At 65.5% G+C, this 17,997-nt stretch carries 17 protein-coding genes; 8 read left to right on the forward strand and 9 right to left on the reverse strand.

Features of this window, described 5'->3' with window-relative positions; all coding sequences use genetic code 11:
* Nucleotides 1-176: 176 nt before the first annotated feature.
* Entirely contained in the window at nucleotides 177-1,172 is a 996-nt protein-coding gene (gene cra / locus AAHK21_RS09360) for a catabolite repressor/activator (RefSeq protein ID WP_104444502.1), read from the forward strand.
* A gap of 2 nt (nucleotides 1,173-1,174) precedes the next feature.
* Nucleotides 1,175-1,990, forward strand: coding sequence for a TatD family hydrolase (locus tag AAHK21_RS09365; RefSeq protein WP_367857076.1), 816 nt, complete (start codon nucleotides 1,175-1,177; stop codon nucleotides 1,988-1,990).
* Here the strand turns inward: AAHK21_RS09365 and AAHK21_RS09370 are convergent.
* From AAHK21_RS09370 to AAHK21_RS09385, 4 genes are all read right to left on the reverse strand, one after another.
* On the reverse strand, nucleotides 1,980-3,992 hold the full coding sequence (locus AAHK21_RS09370) for a methyl-accepting chemotaxis protein (protein WP_367857077.1): 2,013 nt from the start codon (nucleotides 3,990-3,992) through the stop codon (nucleotides 1,980-1,982). The two genes, AAHK21_RS09365 and AAHK21_RS09370, sit on opposite strands and share 11 nt — an antisense overlap.
* A 164-nt stretch (nucleotides 3,993-4,156) precedes the next feature.
* Nucleotides 4,157-4,987: a regulatory signaling modulator protein AmpE gene (ampE, locus tag AAHK21_RS09375; protein ID WP_046857076.1), complete on the reverse strand. Its 831-nt coding sequence runs from the start codon at nucleotides 4,985-4,987 to the stop codon at nucleotides 4,157-4,159.
* Nucleotides 4,984-5,550, reverse strand: a complete 567-nt coding sequence (gene ampD / locus AAHK21_RS09380; protein WP_367857078.1) for a 1,6-anhydro-N-acetylmuramyl-L-alanine amidase AmpD — start codon at nucleotides 5,548-5,550, stop codon at nucleotides 4,984-4,986. The genes ampE and ampD overlap by 4 nt, the downstream gene beginning before the upstream one ends.
* Before the next feature lie 88 nt (nucleotides 5,551-5,638).
* Entirely contained in the window at nucleotides 5,639-7,789 is a 2,151-nt protein-coding gene (locus AAHK21_RS09385; protein WP_367857079.1) for a DUF1631 domain-containing protein, read from the reverse strand.
* A gap of 245 nt (nucleotides 7,790-8,034) precedes the next feature.
* Here AAHK21_RS09385 and nadC point away from each other — a divergent pair, with 245 nt between their 5' ends.
* A complete protein-coding gene (nadC, locus tag AAHK21_RS09390; protein ID WP_367857080.1) occupies nucleotides 8,035-8,883 on the forward strand; it encodes a carboxylating nicotinate-nucleotide diphosphorylase in 849 nt (282 codons plus the stop codon).
* A gap of 106 nt (nucleotides 8,884-8,989) precedes the next feature.
* Here nadC and trxB read toward each other — a convergent pair whose 3' ends face one another.
* The gene (gene trxB / locus AAHK21_RS09395; RefSeq protein ID WP_367857081.1) at nucleotides 8,990-9,952 is read right to left on the reverse strand and encodes a thioredoxin-disulfide reductase; all 963 of its coding nucleotides are present in this window, start codon (nucleotides 9,950-9,952) and stop codon (nucleotides 8,990-8,992) included.
* A gap of 327 nt (nucleotides 9,953-10,279) precedes the next feature.
* Between trxB and cysZ the strand changes: the two genes are divergently transcribed.
* Nucleotides 10,280-11,008, forward strand: coding sequence for a sulfate transporter CysZ (gene cysZ, locus AAHK21_RS09400; protein WP_111531689.1), 729 nt, complete (start codon nucleotides 10,280-10,282; stop codon nucleotides 11,006-11,008).
* A gap of 114 nt (nucleotides 11,009-11,122) precedes the next feature.
* Here cysZ and AAHK21_RS09405 read toward each other — a convergent pair whose 3' ends face one another.
* The gene (locus AAHK21_RS09405; protein WP_046857080.1) at nucleotides 11,123-12,439 is read right to left on the reverse strand and encodes a PAS domain-containing methyl-accepting chemotaxis protein; all 1,317 of its coding nucleotides are present in this window, start codon (nucleotides 12,437-12,439) and stop codon (nucleotides 11,123-11,125) included.
* 179 nt (nucleotides 12,440-12,618) lie between these two features.
* Here AAHK21_RS09405 and AAHK21_RS09410 point away from each other — a divergent pair, with 179 nt between their 5' ends.
* The gene (locus AAHK21_RS09410; protein WP_367857082.1) at nucleotides 12,619-13,830 is read left to right on the forward strand and encodes a glycosyltransferase family 4 protein; all 1,212 of its coding nucleotides are present in this window, start codon (nucleotides 12,619-12,621) and stop codon (nucleotides 13,828-13,830) included.
* On the opposite strand, the gene AAHK21_RS09415 is transcribed toward AAHK21_RS09410, so the two are convergent.
* Nucleotides 13,799-14,902, reverse strand: coding sequence for an NADH:flavin oxidoreductase (locus AAHK21_RS09415; protein WP_367857083.1), 1,104 nt, complete (start codon nucleotides 14,900-14,902; stop codon nucleotides 13,799-13,801). The two genes, AAHK21_RS09410 and AAHK21_RS09415, sit on opposite strands and share 32 nt — an antisense overlap.
* 251 nt (nucleotides 14,903-15,153) lie before the next feature.
* Between AAHK21_RS09415 and AAHK21_RS09420 the strand changes: the two genes are divergently transcribed.
* Both AAHK21_RS09420 and AAHK21_RS09425 read left to right on the forward strand, forming a co-directional pair.
* On the forward strand, nucleotides 15,154-15,501 hold the full coding sequence (locus AAHK21_RS09420) for an HPF/RaiA family ribosome-associated protein (protein ID WP_023630676.1): 348 nt from the start codon (nucleotides 15,154-15,156) through the stop codon (nucleotides 15,499-15,501).
* 129 nt (nucleotides 15,502-15,630) lie between these two features.
* A complete protein-coding gene (locus AAHK21_RS09425) occupies nucleotides 15,631-15,930 on the forward strand; it encodes a DUF3509 domain-containing protein (RefSeq protein ID WP_046857083.1) in 300 nt (99 codons plus the stop codon).
* A 3-nt stretch (nucleotides 15,931-15,933) separates the two neighbouring features.
* On the opposite strand, the gene AAHK21_RS09430 is transcribed toward AAHK21_RS09425, so the two are convergent.
* Entirely contained in the window at nucleotides 15,934-16,404 is a 471-nt protein-coding gene (locus AAHK21_RS09430) for a phosphate-starvation-inducible protein PsiE (RefSeq protein WP_031315617.1), read from the reverse strand.
* 218 nt (nucleotides 16,405-16,622) lie between these two features.
* Between AAHK21_RS09430 and AAHK21_RS09435 the strand changes: the two genes are divergently transcribed.
* Complete coding sequence (locus AAHK21_RS09435) at nucleotides 16,623-16,886, forward strand: YebG family protein (RefSeq protein ID WP_023631474.1); 264 nt, start codon at nucleotides 16,623-16,625, stop codon at nucleotides 16,884-16,886.
* 78 nt (nucleotides 16,887-16,964) lie between these two features.
* Here the strand turns inward: AAHK21_RS09435 and AAHK21_RS09440 are convergent, their stop codons facing one another.
* Nucleotides 16,965-17,984, reverse strand: coding sequence for a Glu/Leu/Phe/Val dehydrogenase dimerization domain-containing protein (locus tag AAHK21_RS09440; protein WP_023631473.1), 1,020 nt, complete (start codon nucleotides 17,982-17,984; stop codon nucleotides 16,965-16,967).
* Between the last annotated feature and the right edge of the window lie 13 nt (nucleotides 17,985-17,997).

Genomic DNA, 17,997 nt, shown 5'->3' on the forward strand with positions numbered 1-17,997 from the left:
GCCTTGCTGAAACGTTTAATCTGACCAAGCGGCCACGTTACTCGATAATCTGCCAACGAAAAAGCCCCATCCTGTCGGACAATTGCGACAATGGTCGCCTGCGCGCGGGCCCGTCGATGGGTGAAACTAGCCGGTCAAGCCCCGCAGGCAGTCCCGGAAACAACAAGGAAAATTCGGTGAAACTCAGCGATATCGCCCGTCTGGCCGGTGTGTCCGTGACCACCGCCAGCTACGTCATCAATGGCAAGGCCGAACAGCAGCGCATCAGCAGCAGCACCGTCGAGCGCGTGCGTGCGGTGGTCGAGGCCCACGGCTTCACCCCGAACCCCCAGGCCGCCGGCCTGCGCAGCCGCCACACCCGCACCCTGGGCTTCATTCTCCCGGATCTGGAGAACCCCAGCTATGCCCGCATCGCCAAGCAACTGGAGCAAGGCGCCCGTGCCCGTGGCTACCAGCTGCTGATCGCCAGCAGTGACGACCAGCCCGACAGCGAACGCCAGTTGCAGCAGCTGTTCCGTGCCCGGCGCTGCGACGCGCTGTTCGTCGCCAGTTGCCTGCCGCCGGAAGACGAGAGCTACCGCGAGCTGCAGGCCAAGGGCCTGCCGGTGATCGCCATCGACCGGCGCCTGGACCCGGCGCACTTCTGCTCGGTGATCAGCGATGACCGCGACGCCAGCCGCCAACTGGCCCAGAGCCTGTTGAAAACCCGCCCGCGCAGCATCGCCCTGATCGGCGCCCGCCCCGAACTGTCGGTGAGCCAGGCCCGTGCCGGGGGCTTCGACGAGGCCCTGCAAGGTTTCGCCGGCGAAGTGCGCCGCTGCCAGGGCGAAGCCTTCAGCCGCGAGTGCGGCCAACGCCTGATGCAACAGCTGATCGATGAACTGGGTGGCCTGCCGGATGCATTGGTGACCACTTCGTACGTGCTGCTGCAAGGCGTGTTCGACACACTTCAGGCGCGCCCCGAGGACTCACGCCAGCTGCAGTTGGGCACCTTCGGCGACAACCAGTTGCTCGACTTCCTGCCGCTGCCGGTAAACGCCATGGCCCAGCAGCACGGCCTGATTGCCGCCACCGCGCTGGAACTGGCCCTGGCCGCCATCGAGGACAAGCGCTACGAGCCCGGCGTGCACGCCATCGGTCGCACTTTCAAGCAGCGGATCGCCAAGGCCTGACCATGCGCCTGATCGACACCCACACCCACCTCGACTTCGCCGATTTCGACGCCGACCGCCCGCGCCTTCTGGCCAACGCGGCGGCGCGCGGGGTGGAGCGCATGGTGGTGCTGGGGGTGTACCAGGACAACTTCCAGCGAGTCTGGGACCTGGCCTGCGCCAACGAAGGCGTGTACGCGGCGCTGGGGCTGCACCCGATCTACCTCGAGCAGCACCTTCCTGAGCACCTGGCGCAGTTGCGCGACTGGCTCGAACGCCTGCGCGGCAATCCACGGCTGTGCGCGGTGGGTGAGTTCGGCCTGGACTTCTACCTGCCCGAACTGGACCCGACGCGCCAGCAGGCGTTGTTCGAGGCCCAACTGCAACTGGCCTGCGACTTCGAGCTGCCGTCGCTGCTGCATGTGCGCCGCAGCCACGCCCAGGTGATCGCAACGCTCAAGCGCTACAAGCCGGCGCGGGCAGGGATCATCCATGCCTTTGCCGGCAGCTACGAAGAGGCGCGGGAGTACATCAAGCTCGGCTTCAAGCTGGGACTCGGCGGCGCCGGCACCTGGCCCCAGGCATTGCGCCTGCGCAAGACCCTGCCGCGGCTGCCGCTGGACAGCGTGGTGCTGGAGACCGACGCGCCGGACATGGCGCCGGCGATGTTCCCGGGGCAGCGCAACAGCCCGGAGCACCTACCCGAGATTGCCGGGGCGCTGGCCGAAGTCATGGGGATCGAGACAGCGCTGCTGGCAGAAGCCAGCAGTCGCAATGCCTGCGAGGTGTTTGGCTGGCAGTCCGACACAGGATCCGCGTCGGCCTTGATCACACCCTGAACGCCCCGATCAACCGCTTGAGCTCCACCACCTGCGCCGATAATGCGCGGCTCGCATCCTCGGTCTGACAAGCGCCTTCGGTGGTGTCCTGCGCCGCACGGTTGATCGCCACGATGTTCTGGTCGATGTCGTGGGCCACGGCGGTCTGCTGTTCGACGGCGGCGGCGATCTGCTGGTTCTGCTCGACGATCCCGCCGACCGCGCCAAGGATATTGCCCAGCGCCTGCTGCACCTGGCGCGCTTCGTCCACGGTGCCGGCGGCCATCTGGTGGCTGCTGCCCATCACCCGCACCGCCGCACCCACGCCTTCGCGCAGGCGCTGGATCATCTGCGCGATCTCCTCGGTGGAATCCTGGGTGCGCCTGGCCAGGGTGCGTACCTCATCGGCAACCACGGCAAACCCCCTGCCCTGCTCGCCGGCTCGGGCTGCTTCGATGGCCGCGTTGAGGGCCAGCAGGTTGGTCTGCTCGGCGATGCTGCGGATCACCTCCAAGACCCGGCCGATGGCCTGGCTGTCGCCCGCCAGCTGGTTCACCGCCGCCACACTCTGGTCGATCTCGCCGGCCAGGCGGGCGATGCTGCCCTGCTGGCTTTCCACCAGGTCGCGGCCCGAGGCGCTCTCATGGTTGACCCGCTGCGCGCCTTCGGCGGCCAGGGCCGCGCTGCGGGCGACCTCCAGCGCGGTGGCGCTCATCTGGTTCATGGCCGTGGCCACCTGCTCGATCTGCTCACGCTGGCCACTGACCGCCTGGTTGCTGCGGCTCGACACCGACAGCACCTGGCCGGCCTGTTCCTCGACCGTGGTTACGGTCTTGCCGACCTGTTCGATCAGCCCGCGAATGCGCCGCACGGTCTCGTTGAAACCACGCCCCAGTTCGCCCAGCTCGTCCCGGCTGCTGGCCTGGAAGCTGATGGTCATGTCGCCTGCGGCCACCTTGTCCATGGCGGTGCCGAGGTTGCCGAGGGTTTCCCGGGTGGATACGTAGAAGCCGCTGTAGAGGTAGATGATCAATGCGAAGACGCTGGCCAAGGCCGCCACCAGCGCGACCGTGCGCAGGCGGTGCTGGCCGAGGCGCTCTTCCAGTTGCCCGTGCAGATGGGCCAGCACGGCATCGTTCAAGCGGTAGGTCTGCGCCATCAGGTCGCTGGTCTGCTGGTAGAAACCGGCCCACGGCGCGTCAAGGCTCTCGGCCACTACCACCTGGTCCTCGAACAGGGTCGCCGCCTGCTTGACGGTGGCCTGGCTGGCCTGGGCGCTGCTGGCGAGCGCAAGCTTGAGCCCGGCATCGGTTGCCAGGGCGTCATCCAGGCGAATGGCGTAATCGGCGGACAAGCGCTCCAGGCGCTGCAGCAGGTCTTCGAAACGCGCGCTGCCCGAGGAGTCCATGAAGCCACGTCCCAGGGCCACCGCGCCCATTGCCCGACCCTCACCGATGGCCTGGGTCACCTGGGCCGTGGCATTGCCGAGCAGCTCGCTCAACTGACGCACCGAGGCCTGGCTGTCCTGACTGAGGCCCGACTGACTGGCCACCAGCTTGCCCAGCACCTGGGCCTGGGCCAGCAACTTGTCGAACAGCGCCGCCTTGTTCTGCAGCGAACTTTCGTCACGGGCACTGGCGAAGGCCTCGGCCAGCTCGACACGCTTGGCCTCGAACGCAGGGTCGCTACCCTTGAGGCCATCGAGCCGGGCCTGGACCTTGTCCTGCAGCGCCGCGATACGGCTTTCCACATCGCCGGCCTGGCCCGACTGGCCCAGCACGGCGTTGATCTGCAGCAGGTTGCCAAGGGTCTCCAGGTCGCCGCGCAATGTCAGGCTCTCGGACAACGGCGCCAGCCCCTGCAATTCGCCACGGGTGGCCTGGAGCTGGTTGTAGGCGTCGCGTACCAGATAAAAGCTGGTGACCAGCATGGGCAGGAAGAACAGGACGCTGATCAGGCTGAACTTCATGCCGAAGCTCAGCCGGTTCATCAGTGCGATGGCCGGATAGAGCAGACGCTTCACAGGTCACCTCCTTGAATTCTTGTTGTTCTGCGGGGTAGCACTAGGCCATCTAGGGCCAGTGGCTTTGTATAGCGCAGATTGGAATCAAGGTTTGTAACTTATGGTTAAGCGCGGTTCGGTAGGAGCGGCTTTAGCCGCGATGCAGGCACCGCGGAGCCTCGCATTCAGACCAGCACGGTCCACAGGGCAAAGCAGGCATACCACAACACCGCGCAGCGCAGCAGCAACTCCCACAGGCTGTCCAGCCGCTCCAGCCCGCGCTGGCGGTCCTCTTCCTCGGGGATATCGTCGGCCACCCGGCCAACCTTGGCCACCAGGTGTCCGGCGCTGACATGCCAGTCGAGCAGTTCGTGCAGCATCACGCGGGTCACCGCGACGAAGTTACCGACCAGGGCGAAGCTCACCGTCATCACCCGTACCGGCAGCCAGTCCATGGCGTGGCGCAGTTGCCCGGCCAGGCTCTGCAAGGCCGGTTGGCGGCTGTTGTCCATGGTCAGCGCCAGCAGGCGGTAGGCCAACGCCGCCGCCGGACCGAGCAGGAAGTACCAGAAGATCACCGCGAAGAAGCTCTGGTAGGCCTGCCACAGCAGGTGGCCCTGAACCCGCTTGATCAAGCTCTGGGCATCGTCGGCGGCCAGCCCCAGGTCGCGCTCGGCCACATGCAGCGCGGCCTGTTCGTCACCCCGGCGCCAGGCGTCGCGAAACGGCCCCAACGCCGCCTTCACATCGCCGCGCCCCAGGCTGTAGACCAACACCAGCAAATGCACCGGCAGCGCCAGCAAGCCGTAGGCCACCGGCTCCAGCACATGCAAAAGCAGCACGAGCAGCGCCACCGGCGCCAGGATCAGGATGCTCAGCGTCCACCACGGGTGGACCTTGCCGCTGCGCTCCAGGCGCACCAGCTCGCCCAGATAGAAGCCGTCGCGCTGCAACCGCTGGCGCAGGGCCGAGAACTTCTCGACCCACAGCGCCAGCACCAACACCAGAAAACTCATGCCTTGTCCTCGTTGCGTTGCAGCGCGGCCCGATAGCGCGGCCAGTCGAAGGCCGGGCCCGGGTCGGTCTTGCGCTGCGGGGCGATATCGTTGTGGCCACAGATGCGCTGGGCGTCGATCACCGGCCAAACCGCGCGGATCTCGCGGGTCAGCCGCTCCAGCGTGGCGTACTGGGCATCGGTGTAGGGCAGCTCGTCGGTGCCCTCCAGCTCGATGCCGATGGAAAAATCATTGCAGCCCTCGCGCTCGCCGAAGCGCGACACGCCGGCATGCCAGGCACGATCGAGCAACGAGACGAACTGGGTCACCGCGCCATCGCGCTCGACGAACAGGTGCGCCGAGACGGTCAGGTGGTTGATGGTCGCGAAATACGGGTGCTCGTCCGGGTCCAGGCGGTTCTGGAAGAACTGTTGCACCTTGCCGGTGCCGAAGCAGGCCGGAGGCAGGCTGATGTTGTGGATGACCAGCAGCGCAATGGCCTCACCTTCGGGGCGGGCGTTGAAGTTCGGCGAGGGGCAGTGGCTGACGCCGGTGAACCAGCCGGTCGCGCGGTCCAATTGCATGGTGCAGATCCTGAAATGACGCCCGAGACAGATGGTCAGTATGCCGTGGGTGGCCAGTGCTTGCATGTAAATGATTGTGCAGGAAGCTTCAGCTTTGCTGCGCCTGCTGCCCACGCAATTGCTCCAGCACCGCCTCCAGCGCCCGCTCGAACAGCAGGCCATCGTCCAGCAAGCGTACCTCGCCACGGCGCAGGGCCATGGCCAGGCCCATGCGGTTCCATTCGCGTACCTTCATGCCGGTGCGGTTGCTGAAGACCAGCCGGTCGTTGCTGTCGATACGTGCCACCAGCTTGCAGCGCATCGCCTCGTCGTCGTCCATCACCTCGACCCAGGTGCCGACCTGCAACCGCTGTACCTGATGAACGGCAGGGTCATGCTCGTCGAGCGGCAGGCCAGCGTCCAACTCGGACTCATCGCTGACGACCAGCACGATATCGTCCTCCACCCACACTTCGTCCAGCGCGGCATCCGCCTCCGGCGTGCCGCCACAGGCGCGCTGGTGCAGCTTCTCCAGTTGCAGGAAGAAATCACGGGTGGCGGCGGAGTCCAGCGCCACCCCCGCCAGGCCGTCGCGCAGCGCCTTGAGCAGGCCCGGCACCTGCTCCAGCAGGCGCTGCGGCTCACGGTACGGGGCAATGCTGACCAGCAGGTCGTCCACCGTCGCCAGGGCCTCGGCCCAGGCTGGCGAAGCCTCACCCTGCTTCAGCCAGGCCAGCAGCAGCACCTGGCTCCAGGATTGCACCAGCATCTGCACCACCACCTGCGGCAGCACGCGGCCATGCAGGCGGTCGTTCAACTCCTGCTGCACACGCTGGCGGGCCAGCAGCGTACGGGCACGGCCCTCCTCGGCGTCACGGGTGCGCTGCTCGAGCAGTTCGTTGCGCCGACGTTCATCCTGGCTGAAAGCGAGAAACTCATCGAGCAGCTCGTCGAACAGGGCGCAATCGTCGGAAAAGTCATTGAGCAGGCGCTGCACGATACGTTCGACGCGCAGGTGCAGGCTGTCGCGCAGCCCCTCGGCCTCAGTCTCCCAGCCAATGGCCGCGGCGGCGATTTCGTTGAGCAGGCGGCGCGCCGGGTGGCTGCCACGGCTGAACATGCCCTTGTCGATCAGCGCCACCTTGAGCACCGGGATATGCAGGCGCACGATCAACGCGCGCAGGCTGGCCGGCAGGTTGTGGTCACCCTGGATGAAGGCGAACAGCAGGTCGACCAGGTTGATCGTGTCTTCGTCGTCGGTGGCAATGCGCCGCCGCGTGCCGCTGCGCACGCTGACCCGCAACAGCAGTTGCTCCAGCTGCTGGCCGAGGTTGAAGTCATCCGGCTCGCCAGGGGCCGGCACATAGTGCTGCAAGTGGGTGAGCAGGCGCAGCAGGTCGCCGGTACTGGTCGGCTGGGCCGCACCGGCCGCCTGCAAACGCGGCGTGACCCGCCCGCGCACCGGCGCCAGCAGTGCCTGCACCGAGGCGAAGAACGCCTGGCCGGCGGAGTCGGGCAGGCCGCCCGGCATGACGCTGGCCGTCACGCGCCTGGCAATGCCGCGCCGGTCCTCGGCACGGCGCCGTGGCGCGGGCAGCAGCTCCGGCAGCACGCCGGCACTGGCGAGCAACTGGCTGGCCTCGCCGTAGAGCAGGTCGAGGTCGCGCAGCACATAACGCTCGTACAGCTTGAGCAGCACCATCTTGACGTTGGCGCCAACCCCCAGGTTGCGCCCGGCATCCAGAAAGTAACCGCAGAGGTTGCCTGGGCCGAGTGGGTTGTGCGCGGTTTCCAGCGGCACTTCCAGCAACGTGGTGAAGCGCAGGTTCAGTTGATCGAGCAGAAACCCATCACGCGACAGCACCCGATCGACCATGGCCTGCACGGCCACGGTGCGCTCCAGCGCCGACCGGTCCTGGGTCTGTGACCTGACCAGGGCCTCGAGCCCACCGCCCTGGCCGATACGGGCAAAGGCGTCGTAGAAGGTGTCGAGGAACCCGCGCTCGATGCTCTTGCGCTTCAGGCGCAGGTCACGCATGGCTTCGAAGTACAGGTTTTGGTCGAGGCGGCCACTGGCCTTGTCGGCCATTTCGAAAAGGGTGTCGTCGGCATTGTCGAACAGCGCCTGCAAGCCCTGGCGCAATTGCAGCGCGGCCTTGTCGCGCACCTGCAGGAGCAGGACTGGAAGGCATGGCGAGGGCGCGCGCGCACCCCGGTCGATGGCAGCCGCCAAGGGCACCACCTTGCCTTCATCATGCATCCCGGACTCCTTGCTGGATGTTGCGTTGTTCGACTGGAAGAGAAATCGTCAAAGCTATGACGCCAATTACAAGGCGCTATTATCGGTGAAAATTCTGACAGCTGCTAGCACGCCTTTCGCACGCCTCAACGGACAATGCATTTGCCCAATTGCTCAAACCGCCTGACCAAAGGTCATCGGCACGGCAGCTGTACACACCGCCCCCCTGCCCTATAATCGCCGGCACCTAGCTTGTGGAGCCGACCATGCCGAACCTACGCCTCGCCGACCTGACCGCCGAAATCGAAGCCAACGTGCGCCGCGCGCTGCTCGAGGACATCGGCAGCGGCGACATCACCGCCCAGCTGATCCCGGCAGAGCGCCTGGCCAAGGCGACCATCATCACCCGCGAGGACTGCGTGATCGCAGGCACCGCCTGGGTCGATGCGGTGTTCCGCCAGCTCGACCCGCGGGTGGCGGTGCACTGGCAGGTGGCCGATGGCGAGCGCGCCACCGCCAACCAGGCGCTGTTCCACCTCGAAGGCCCGGCACGCTCGCTGCTCAGTGGTGAACGCTCGGCCTTGAACTTCCTGCAACTGCTCTCGGGGGTGGCAACCCGCGCACGCTTCCTGGCCGACCTGGTCGAGGGCACCCAGGTACGCCTGCTCGATACCCGAAAGACCCTGCCGGGCCTGCGCCTGGCGCAGAAGTACGCGGTTACCTGCGGCGGCTGCCACAACCACCGCATCGGCCTGTACGACGCGTTCCTGATCAAGGAAAACCACATCGCCGCCAGTGGTGGCGTGACCGAGGCCGTGGCGGCGGCGCACCGCATCGCCCCGGGCAAGCCGGTGGAGATCGAGGTGGAAAGCCTGGACGAGCTGCGCCAGGCGCTGGCGGCGGGCGCCGATATCGTCATGCTCGACGAACTGAGCCTGGATGAAATGCGCGAAGCGGTACGCATCACCGCGGGCAAGGCCAAGCTCGAGGCCAGCGGCGGGGTCAACGAGACCACCCTGCGGGTGATCGCCGACACCGGTGTGGACTACATCTCGATCGGTGCGATGACCAAGGATGTGAAGGCGGTGGACCTGTCGATGCGGCTCAGCCTGTAAGCTGAATCGCAGGCACAAAAAACCGGCCAGATGGCCGGTTTTTTTATCGCGGGGCCAGCCCGCTCCCACGTTCTGTGCAGGAGCGGGCCGGCCCGCAAAGGCTGGATCAGTGCGCGGCGTTGGCCAGGCCGTCCAGGTAACGCTCGACGTCCAGGGCCGCCATGCAGCCGGCGCCGGCCGAGGTGATGGCCTGGCGGTAGACGTGGTCGGCCACGTCGCCGGCGGCGAACACGCCCTCGACGTTGGTGGCGGTGGCGTTGCCTTCACGGCCGCCGTGGACCACCAGATAGCCGTCCTTCAGGGTCAGCTGGCCTTCGAACAGCGAGGTGTTCGGGGTGTGGCCGATGGCGATGAACACACCGTCGACCTTGAGTTCGTCGAAGCTGCCGTCGTTGTTCTTCAGGCGCGCACCGGTCACGCCCATGTTGTCACCCAGTACTTCGTCCAGGGTGGCGTTGAGCTTGAGTTCGATCTTGCCTTCGGCGACACGGGCGTGCAGCTTGTCGATCAGGATCTTCTCGGCGCGGAAGGTGTCGCGACGGTGTACCAGGGTCACCTTGCTGGCGATGTTGGCCAGGTACAGCGCCTCTTCCACGGCGGTGTTGCCGCCGCCGACGACCGCCACCGGCTTGTTGCGGTAGAAGAAGCCGTCGCAGGTGGCGCAGGCCGACACGCCCTTGCCCATGAAGGTTTCTTCCGACGGCAGGCCCAGGTAGCGGGCGCTGGCGCCAGTGGCAATGATCAGCGCGTCGCAGGTGTAGGTGCCGCTGTCACCGCGCAGGGTGAACGGCTTGTTGGCCAGGTCAACGGCGTTGATGTGGTCGAAGACGATCTCGGTCTCGAAGCGCTCGGCGTGTTCCTGCATGCGCTGCATCAGGGCCGGGCCGGTCAGGCCGTGGGGGTCGCCCGGCCAGTTGTCGACTTCGGTGGTGGTGGTCAGCTGGCCGCCCGCCTGCATGCCGGTGATCAGCAGCGGCTTGAGGTTGGCGCGGGCGGCATACACCGCGGCGCTGTAACCGGCAGGGCCGGAACCGAGAATGATGACGCGCGAATGACGTACTTCGGACATGTCGAACTCCTGTCGAGCGGGCCGCACGGGGCCGGCGTCGGTGCGCCGGTTGCGCCAGCTGGAATTAAAAGGGACCCACGCAGCACTTGGGGAAGGCTACAACGCGTTGGTCCAAAACCAAAAAAGTTGAGCGCACTGTAGCGAGGCCGCAGAGATTAAGGAAATATCCTTCGACAATCCACCTTATAGACAGTCTCTATTCGCCAAGGAAACCGATAGGCATTGTGCCGGCGCTTTGTTACACGCCGTTTCCCGAAGGCGCGGCGCCTTTCGTCGGCGCGCCAAACTCGGTAAGGTCAGCGCGTTTTCCTCAAGCGGAGCATTCCGATGCAAGCCCCCGTCCTGTCCGGCCCGCAGTACCTGCGCGAAGGCCTGAAACTGGTCCTGAGCCCCAGCCTGCGCCTGTTCGTGCTGTTGCCCCTGGCGGTCAACCTGCTGCTGTTCGGCGGCCTGATCTACTTTGCCGGCCACCAGTTCAGCCTGTGGGTCGATGCGCTGATGCCCACCCTGCCCGACTGGCTGGGCTTTCTCACCTACATCCTGTGGCCGCTGTTCGTCGCCCTGGTGCTGTTGATGGTGTTCTTCACCTTCACCCTGCTGGCCAACGTCATCGCCGCGCCGTTCAACGGTTTCCTGGCGGAAAAGGTCGAAGTGGTGGTACGCGGCCAGGACAACTTCCCGCCCTTCAGCTGGAGCGAGCTGATGGCCATGGTGCCACGCACCCTGAGCCGCGAGATGCGCAAGCTCGGCTACTTCCTGCCACGGGCCATCGGCTTGTTCATCCTGTCGTTCATCCCGGTGGTGAACGTGATCGCCGCGCCGCTGTGGCTGGTGTTCGGTATCTGGATGATGGCCATCCAGTACATCGACTACCCAGCGGACAACAACAAGATGAGCTGGCAGGACATGCTCGCCTGGCTGCGCGCCAAGCGCTGGCAATCGATGGGCTTTGGCGGGATCACCTACCTGGCGCTGATGATTCCGGGAGTCAACGTGCTGATGATGCCGGCGGCGGTGGCCGGGGCGACGTTGTTCTGGGTGCGGGAACGCACTTGAAAGGACCGGGGGCGCGTTGCGCCCCTTTCGCCGGCAAGCCGGCTCCCACAGGCACAGCGCAACCCTCTGTAGCAGCCGTCTCGCCGCAGCAGCTAAAGCAAGACGCTGAACGGATCAGTGGCTCAACTGGCTGGAAAACTGCCCCACCGCATCCACCACCTTCTTCGCTCCTTCCTGGATCTCGACGATCACCCCGCCGGTATCGGCGGCCAAGGCCAAGCCTTGCTCGGCCTGGCGCTTGCTGGTGTCGATGATGTCCACTGCGGCCTGGGCCAGCTGTTCGTTCTGCTGCACTACCTTGGCGATTTCCTCGGTGGCGCTGCTGGTGCGCGAGGCCAGTTGGCGCACTTCGTCGGCGACCACGGCGAAACCACGGCCCTGTTCGCCGGCGCGGGCGGCTTCGATGGCGGCGTTGAGCGCCAGCAGGTTGGTCTGCCCGGCGATGTCACTGATGGTCTTGATGATCGCGCCGATCACCTTCGACTGCTTGTCCAGTGCCTGGATACCCTCGGCGGCGTCCTGCATCGAGCCCTCCAGCCCACGCATCACCTCGACGGTCTGGGTTACCACGTCGGTGGCCTTGCGCGCGCTGTCGTCAGTTTCCAGCGAGGTGGTGTAGGCGATGTCGGCGGCCTGGGCCACGGCCAGTTCCTGGTTGACCTGGTCGGTGATCACGGTGGCGAACTTGACCACTTTGTAGAGCACGTCATGGGCGTCGATGATCGGGTTGTACGAGGCCTCCAGCCACACCACACGGCCATGGGCATCGATGCGCTTGAAGCGCTCGGCAACGAATTCGCCGCGGCGCAGCCTGTTCCAGAACTCCTGGTAGCCCGCCGAGTTGGCTTCTTCCGGCTCGCAGAACATGCGGTGCGACTTGCCACGGATCTGTTCGAGGGTGTAGCCCATGGTCTGCAGGAAGCGGTCGTTGGCGGTCAGCACCTGGCCTTCGAGGTTGAACTCGATCACCGCGGTGGAGCGCATCAGGGCCTTGATCAGGCTCTCATGCTCGCGGGACGTCTCGATGGTGCGGGTCAGGTCGCTGGAATGCAGAGAGAAGTACTTGATGCGCCCGTCACTGTCCTTGACCGGTTGCAGGATCGAGCGCAGCCAGGCCTCTTCGCCGTTGCCACGCAGCAGGCGGAAGGCGCCGTTGAGGTGCTCGCCCCGGGTGATGGCGTGCTTCATGCGCTGATAGAAATCGAGCTTCTTCACATGGGCCGGGACGATCTCCTCGATATTGCGCCCGATGAGCTGCTCGGCGCGGTAGCCCATTTCGGCCTCGAAGTTGCCGTTGACCGACTCGATGCGCCCCTGTGGGTCGAGCTGGAGCACCAGCATCTCGCTGTCGAGGCTGTTCTTGACCTGCTCGATGGACATCAGTTCTTCGCGCAGTTGCTGGATTTCTTTCTTCAGTTTGCTGTTGAACATGGCCGCTCTCCCGGAGCGAATTCCCGTAGTCGAATGCATCTGCATCGGCTGCGTCCCGAGAGTTCTTGAGTGCGTTGCAAGGAAATATTCATACGGATGGAACTGCCGGAAATCAGGCGTCATCCGCACGTCACAAAGGCGTCATATGGCCGCAATGGGGGCGTCGGACACTTTTTGCCATGAACACACCGTCCTTGCGCATCACCCTGGTCAGCGAAACATTCCCACCCGAGATCAATGGCGTGGCCAACACCCTCGGCCGCCTCAGCGAGGGGCTGCGCCAGCGCGGGCATCAGGTCGAACTGATCCGCCCGCGACAGGCCGCCGACAGCGCAACGGGCAACGATGACGAACTGCTGCTGTGCCGTGGCTGGCCATTGCCCGGCTACCCCGGCCTGCAGTGGGGCGAAGTGTCGATGCACAAGCTTTGGCGCCGCTGGCGTCGGCAGCGTCCGGACGTGCTGTACATCGCCACCGAAGGTCCCTTGGGCCTGAGCGCCCTGCGCGCCGCCCGGCGCTTGGGCGTGGCGGTGGTCAGTGGTTTTCACACCAACTTTGCGCAGTATTCGGGGCAGTATGGCCTGGGGCTGCTGTCGCGACTGCTCACCCACTACCTGCGCTGGTTCCATCGGCGTACCGCCATCACCCTGGTGCCCAGCATCAGCCAGCGCCTGGAACTGCAACGCCGCGGCTTCGAACGTCTTGGCCTGATGGCCCGCGGGGTCGATGCCGGCCTGTTCAACCCGACGCGGCGCAGCCAGGCCCTGCGCGAGCAGTGGGGGCTGGGCGTGGATGACCTGGCCGTGCTGCACGTCGGGCGCCTGGCCGCGGAGAAGAACCTGGCCTTGCTGCGCCCCTGCATGGAAGCCCTGCGCAGGGCCTACCCACACAGGCGGCTGCGCCTGGTGATCGTCGGCGATGGCCCACTGCGCGGCCAGCTCGAACAGCAGTTGCCCGATGCGGTGTTCTGCGGTGCGCAGCGCGGCGAGGTGCTGGCCGAGCACTATGCCAGCGGCGACCTGTTCCTGTTCCCAAGCCTGACCGAGACCTTCGGCAACGTGGTGCTCGAGGCGCTTGCCTCGGGCCTTGCCGTGGTCGCCTACGATGAAGCCGCCGCCGCCCAGCACATCCGCCACGGCCACAGCGGCGCGCTGGCCATGCCGGGTGATCAGGCGGCGTTCATCGACGCCGCCTGCTGGTTGCTGGAGGAAAGCGAAACCCTGCGCCGGGTGCGCCTCAATGCCCGCCAGCACGCCAGCCGCCAGGGCTGGCCGGCGATCATCGAACAGTTCGAGGGCTACCTGTACGATGCCTGCCGCGGGTTGCAGGCTACCCGCGAACAGTCGCCGCCGCTGGTGATCAAGCCAGGGTCGTCAGCGCCTCACGGCTGAACGGCAGCACGTCCGCCTCACGCCCCTCGCGAACCTTGCGCGCCCATTCGGCATCCACCAGCAAGGCGCGGCCCACGGCCACCAGGTCGAACTCCTGGTCCTGCAAGCGTTGCAGCAAGCCTTCGAGGCTGGCCGGCTTGGCCACCTTGTCGGTGGCGACCATGAACTGCAGGAACTCGCCATCCAGGCCGACACTGCCCACGGTGATGGTCGGCTTGCCGGTGAGCTGGCGGGTCCAGCCGGCCAGGTTCAGCTCGCTGCCCTCGAATTCCGGCTCCCAGAAGCGCCGGGTAGAGCAGTGGAAGATATCCACACCCGCGTCGCACAAGGGCTTGAGGAATGCCGCCAGGGCCTCCGGGGTCTGTACCAGGCGTGCGTTGTAGTCCTGCTGCTTCCACTGCGAGAAGCGCAGGATGATCGGGAAGTCCGGGCCGACGGCTGCGCGCACGGCCTGGATCAGTTCGATGGCGAAACGCGAGCGTCCGGCCAGGTCACCGCCGTATTCGTCGTCGCGACGGTTGCTGGCCTCCCAGAAAAACTGGTCGATCAGGTAACCGTGGGCACCGTGGATTTCCACACCGTCCATGCCGATGGCCTGGGCATCGCGCGCGGCCTGGGCGAAGGCGGCGATCACCTCGCGAATGTCGTCGTGGCTCATCTCCTGGACCAGTACCTGGCCATCCTTCTCCTTGCCGCTCGGGCCGTAACCCGGCACCTCGGCATCCGGCTCGGTGCCCAGGCGGCGCACACTGCCCACGTGCCACAGTTGCGGCACGATGCGCCCGCCTTCGGCATGGACCGCGTCGACCACACGCTTCCAACCGGCCAGGGCATCTTCGCCATGGAAGCGCGGCACATTGGGGTAGCCATTGGCGGCCTTGTGCCCGACCGTGGTGCCTTCGGTGATGATCAACCCGACACCGGCGGCGGCGCGGCGACGGTAATAGTCGACCACTGCGTCATGGGGTACGCCACGGGGGCAGAAGGTGCGGGTCATCGGTGCCATGACCACGCGGGTCGGCAGATCGAGGGTGCCGAGGGTGAAGGGCTGGAACAGAGGGTTGCTGGACATGCGGCGCTCCCGACGGGTGAGGAAATGCGCCTGAGCTTAGGGGCCGCCTGGCGGATGGCCCAGCATTATTGATTGCAGTGATCGGCCGTCATCGTTGTGAGCGGAGCGAATTGCAACAGGAAATTTATTTTCAGAAAGGGCTTGAATTCGTCCGGCGCTTGCCTGACTTTAGAGTCAAGAGGCGCAGGAAAACCAACGTCCTCAGTGGCCTAGGCGCGCCTCTCGCGAGCAAGCTGAATAAGGATTGAATCATGCAAATCCAGGTCAACAGCAGCAACCATATCGAAGGCAACATCCGTCTCGACCAATGGGTCCGCAGTACTCTGCAAAGCAGCCTCGAACGTTACGAGGACGACCTCACCCGCATTGAAGTCCACCTGCGTGACGAAAACGGCGCCAAGCCCGGTCCCCACGACAAACGCTGCCAGATGGAGGCTCGCCCGAAGGGTCACCAACCGATTTCCGTGACCCACACCGCCACTTCGCTGGAACATGCCGTCGATGGCGCCGCCAGCAAACTGAACCACGCCCTGGAACACTTCTACGGCAAGCTGCGCAGCAAGCGCGGCGCCCTGGAACTGAGTGATCCAGACGCCTGACCGGCAACGGGTCAGACGAAAACGCCCGGCCTTGCGCCGGGCGTTTTCGTTGTTCACCGATCAGCGGGCCTGAACCAACCTCGGCCGAGTCCGGTCAACTTCTGCAATCATTCACTGCAGAACCCGACCATGAACAATCCCTTTGATCAGATCAGCGCCGCCTTCGCCCCGGAGTACCGGGTCAACCTGAGCATCGAGCGCCTGGACGGCAGCATCATGCTGACCCTCTCCGACGACAGCGGCGTGGTTGCCAAGCGCCTGATCAGCCAGGCCCAGCGCAACGACCCGGTGCGCCTGCAACGGGTCATCGACAGCATCCGCCTGGGCCTGGCCATCGAGCTGGGGCAGAACCCGCTGGAAGTGCTTGCCGCCCTGACCCGCCCCGCGCAGGGCGAGCGCCGCTTTCCTGCCGCCGGCCTGGCCAACTGAGGGCTATTTGCCCTCGTCCACTTCCTTGCCGCTGGCATCCAGCGCCTTGGTCGACGGGTAGCGGTACGATGCATAGCGCACCACCAGGATGGCGAAGGCCAGCAGCAGGATACCGCCACACACGTACAGCAAGCCGACATCCGGCGCCTTGTGGTGCGAGACATCGCCGATCAGCAAACGCGTGAGCGCGGTGATCGCCACGTAGAGCAGGAAGCGGATCGGCATGTGGTTGGTCTTGAAGTAGATCCCCACCATCGCCCCCAGCTCCAGGTAGATGAACAGCAGCAGGATGTCATCGACGCTCACCCCGCCCTTGCCCAGCATGTCCAGGAAGGTCACCACCGCCGCATAGGCGGTGATCGCGCCGATACCGAACAGCGCCAGGTAGTGGAAGGCCTCCACACACAGGTTGCCCAGCGAGTCGGCGGAGCCGTGCAGGCCCTTGCGCAGCTTTTCTGCCCATTTGATGTTCACGATGTTCGATTCCTGATACTGAAGGTCTGGTGCCATGCAGTTAAAGGGCCATGGCTCCTGTCTTGGAAGGCGGTCGATTGCCGCAGGGCACCTGTGGGCTACGCTGATTTTCAGTTTGCCTGGCCATCATTGCGGTTGCACGGTGATGGCCTGGCGATGTACTGTATAAAAGTACAGTTGTCCGCAACCCAATCAGCAAAAAGGCACAGAGGTGATGAATGGCCGTCGAAGTGGTGTACCGCAGCAGCCGCGACCCGGAGCGCTTGTTCATGGATAAGGCCGAAGCAGACCGTCACGACAAGATGCTCGAGCTGGCCGAACGCCTGGCCGAGGTACTGCACAAGGCCGTGCCTTCGATGAGCGAGCAGCAGGTAGAGGAAGCCGGCATCTACATGGCCAAGAACCGCGATGTGTTCGCCCGGGCATTCAAGAGCCAGCCCGATGCGCTGGCGGAGCTGCTCGAAGGCGGCGCGGTGGAATGACGCCATCGCGGGGCAAGCCCGCACGGCCCGCATCCATGGAAAATCTCGTGGGTGCGGGCTTGCCCCGCGAAATGGCTTTCAGCCGTACAGCAACCTTTCCGCCAGCATCTGCGCCACCCGCGCCGGCGAACGTTTCTCCGCCTGGGCATGGGCGAATACTTCGGTCAGCCGCGACGGTATCCGCGCCAGGTGCGCGGTAATGGTCCCCAGCCCCTCGCCCCGATGGGTCAGCGCCACATAAATCAGCCCACCGGCATTGATCACGTAATCCGGCGCATACAGGATGCCCCGGTTCTCCAACTGGTCGGCCACCTGCAGCGTGGTCAACTGGTTGTTCGCCGACCCCGCCACTGCCGCGCAACGCAGTTGCATCACGCTCTGCCCGTTCAACACCGGCCCGACGCCACACGGCGCGAAGATATCGCACGGCGTGCTGATCAAGGCCTCATGGGCCACCGGGTGCGCATTGAGCTGCTCCACCGCCAGGCGCACCTTGCCGGCATCCAGGTCGCTGACCAGCAATTCGGCACCCGCCGCATGCAGTTGCTCGGCCAGCGCATAGCCGACGTTGCCCAACCCTTGCACCGCCACTCGCAGCCCCTCCAGGTTGTCACTGCCAAGCCTTGCCATCGAGGTGGCGCGGATGCCGGCGAACACGCCCAGCGCCGCATGGGGCGAAGGATCGCCCGAGGCGGTGGTACTGGTGACATAGGGGGTGGCCTGGGCAATGCAGTCCATGTCGAGGGTCGAGGTGCCGCTGTCCACGGCGGTGATGAAACGCCCCTGAAGCGTGTCGACGAAGCGCCCGAACGCCTCGAACAGCGCTGCACGGTTTTCCACATGCGGATTGCGCACGATCACCGCCTTGCCACCGCCCATCGGCAGGCCAGCCAAGGCCGCCTTGTAGCTCATGCCCTGGGCCAGGCGAATGGCATCGGTCATGGCGCTCTCGTCGTCGGCATAGGGCAGGTAGCGACAGCCGCCCATGGCCGGGCCCAGTTGTTCGCTGTGAATCGCCACCACGGCCTTCAAACCCGTGGGCGGGTCGATGAACAGGTGCAGTGACTGGGTGCGGGTGCTTTGCATGAGCGCGAACATCGACGGGCTCCCC

The organism is Pseudomonas sp. TE50-2, assembly GCF_040813665.1.
GTDB classification, from domain to species: Bacteria; Pseudomonadota; Gammaproteobacteria; order Pseudomonadales; family Pseudomonadaceae; genus Aquipseudomonas; species Aquipseudomonas soli.